We start from the raw sequence: 2,511 nt of genomic DNA, 5'->3' as shown, positions 1-2,511 counted from the left end.
TCCAGCGACGAGAAGAATTGTAGCTCGCCGGTATCGAACGACTTTTGCAAGGCGCTGAGAAATAGGCGCCGGAACAGACGGGAAAGCACGGCCACGGGAAGAGAGAAGCCGGGCCGGCACGCGATCCAGCGCGAAGCGGGGTCTGAAGGAAGCGTGGATCGAAGGTGCGAGCCGATGAACAAAAACCGGATATGAGGCGCAAGCGTCGGACGAGCGGGCGATACATCGCGAAGTCCAGATCCATCAAGGATGCGAAGCGTAGATCCGGCGGTTGTGCACCGGAGGCGATTGAGCTTACCCCGGGAGATCTGTCCGGTGTCGCCCTCGGGCGACTGAGGCGACCGCGAGGCCGTCTGACCACCGGGCAGAAGTCAGCTGAGGGCGTATTAGGTCAGGCTGTCGGCAAAGCTATTGAGGCACTTCAAGCCCGAAAGGTGGAGAAAACAGATAGGCGGCGCCGGAAACGATGGCTGAAGGCCCGAACGATTGAGAGAGCAAGTAGGACTGGTATCTCGTGAATAGAAAGCGGCAGAACAACCAGCAAGTGCTGGCCTTGGAACCGAAGGACCGGGGTGAAGCCCCGGCGCGCGGTGACGAGGAGACCGAACCATTCATGGCGAAATCAGCTACCGAAAACTCGGCTTTCACGGAACAACTGATGGAGGAGGTGTGCGACCGAGAGAACCTCGAAAGAGCGTGGAAGCGTGTTAAAAGGAACAAAGGAAGCCCCGGCGTTGATGGGATGACCATCGATGACGCGAAGGCGTTCCTGCGTCAGCACTGGCCAAACATTCGGTCTCAGCTGCTCGACGGAAACTATCGGCCGCAGCCGGTTAAGCGGGTCAAAATCCCGAAGCCGGATGGCGGGGTCAGGAAACTCAACAAGCCGTGTTGCAAGTTCTCCAAGAGCGATGGGATCCGACGTTTTCGGAGCACAGTTTCGGATTTCGGCCGGGGCGGTCCGCCCACCAGGCTGTAGCCCAGGCACAGCGTTACGTCGCCGATGGCTACAACGTAGTGGTTGATCTCGATTTGGAAAGATTTTTCGACCGAGTTAACCACGACATCCTGATGGCGCGCGTCGCCGCACGGATACCCGATAAACGCGTGCTCAAGCTTATCCGGGCATTCCTGAATGCCGGGGTATTGGAAGATGGTTTGGTCCGACCGGTGGACGAAGGGACCCCGCAAGGCGGTCCGCTCTCGCCCTTCCTCAGCAATATCGTGCTCGATGATCTCGACAAGGAATTGGCTCGACGTGGTCACCGGTTCTGCCGTTACGCGGATGACTGCAACATTTATGTTCGCAGCCATCACGCCGGCGAAAGGGTGAGGGCCTCGATAAGCCGGTTCCTGACCGACAAGCTCCGCTTGAAAGTCAACGAGGCCAAAAGCGCGGTGGCGCGACCCGAGGAACGTAAATTTCTCGGATTCAGCATTGCGAATGACGGGAGCGAGCGACGCATTGCGCCGAAAGCCCTCGACAAGTTCAAAGACCGAATCCGGGAAATCACATGTCGGACGCGAGGGATCAGTCTGCGGCAGATGATCGCAGACCTCACGCCATACCTCATCGGATGGCGCGGGTACTTCGGCTTCTGCCAGACCCCGCGCGTGCTAACGAACCTGGAAGCCTGGATCCGCCGGAGACTGCGTTTGTATCTCTGGCGACAATGGCGGAACGGGCATAACCGATTCACGGAGCTTCGCCGCCTCGGCATCGCGAAGTTCGCCGCATCGGTCGCTGCCGGTTCACCGACGGGACTCTGGCGCATGTCCGGACACCCGGCGGTTCAACACGCCCTACGAAATCAGGTGTTCGACTCTCTTGGTCTCCCCCGAATCTTCATGCCTGTGCCGGCTTACTCGATCGAACCGCCGTGGTACGGACCCGTATGCCCGGTGGTGTGGGAGGGGTGGCGTCGCGAGACATCCCCCTATCCCGATCAATTGCGCTTATGTGGTGCACCACATAAGCGCAAGGGTATCGATGGTCTTGTTGCGCTTGTGCGTGATGCCGGCTCAGATCCGTTCGATGGTGCGCTTTATGTCTTCCGGGCCAAAAGAGCCGACAGAATAAAGATCGTATGGTGGGATGGCTCCGGCGTGTGCCTCTATTTAAAACGTCTTGAAAAGGCGAAGTTCTGCTGGCCGCGGATCGGGCATCATCGGGTGCAGATGAATCCCGCGCAGTTGATGGCACTGGTGGACGGGATGGATTGGAAGCGGGTCCGGACCGTGGCGGTCAAGCCGCCGGAGATTGTTGGGTAAAAGCACTGCGGCGAAGTGAATCATTGAGCTGAAAGGGCAAGAGAAACGAGGCAAAATGTGCTCTGGTCGGGCCAATGACGCCACCCGATCTCAACCTCCCGAAAGATGTTGAAAGCCATGGTGCTTGCCATGGCCGAGAAGGCGGCCCGCGCCGATGTTCTGGAGAGCGAAGTCGCCGATCTCAGGGTGCGCGTTCCAGCCGATCGTGATCACCGATTCCAGGCCATCGTGATCACCCAT

General features: G+C 58.9%; 3 protein-coding genes. 2 read left to right on the top strand and 1 reads right to left on the bottom strand.

What is annotated here, in order from left to right:
* The coding region (locus CQ13_RS42810; protein ID WP_347337029.1) for a transposase at positions 1 to 191 on the bottom strand (191 nt) is incomplete at its 3' end.
* Between the two features lie 323 nt (positions 192 to 514).
* Here CQ13_RS42810 and CQ13_RS45510 point away from each other — a divergent pair.
* Together CQ13_RS45510 and tnpB are read left to right on the top strand one after the other, a co-directional pair.
* The gene (locus CQ13_RS45510) at positions 515 to 979 is read left to right on the top strand and encodes a reverse transcriptase family protein (protein WP_063800060.1); all 465 of its coding nucleotides are present in this window, start codon (positions 515 to 517) and stop codon (positions 977 to 979) included.
* Entirely contained in the window at positions 889 to 2,271 is a 1,383-nt protein-coding gene (tnpB, locus tag CQ13_RS45505; protein WP_245309125.1) for an IS66 family insertion sequence element accessory protein TnpB, read from the top strand. The genes CQ13_RS45510 and tnpB overlap by 91 nt, the downstream gene beginning before the upstream one ends.
* Positions 2,272 to 2,511 lie beyond the last annotated feature (240 nt).

The organism is Bradyrhizobium retamae (assembly GCF_001440415.1).
GTDB lineage: Bacteria > Pseudomonadota > Alphaproteobacteria > Rhizobiales > Xanthobacteraceae > Bradyrhizobium > Bradyrhizobium retamae.
This window is presented reverse-complemented; position numbering and strand designations above follow the sequence as displayed.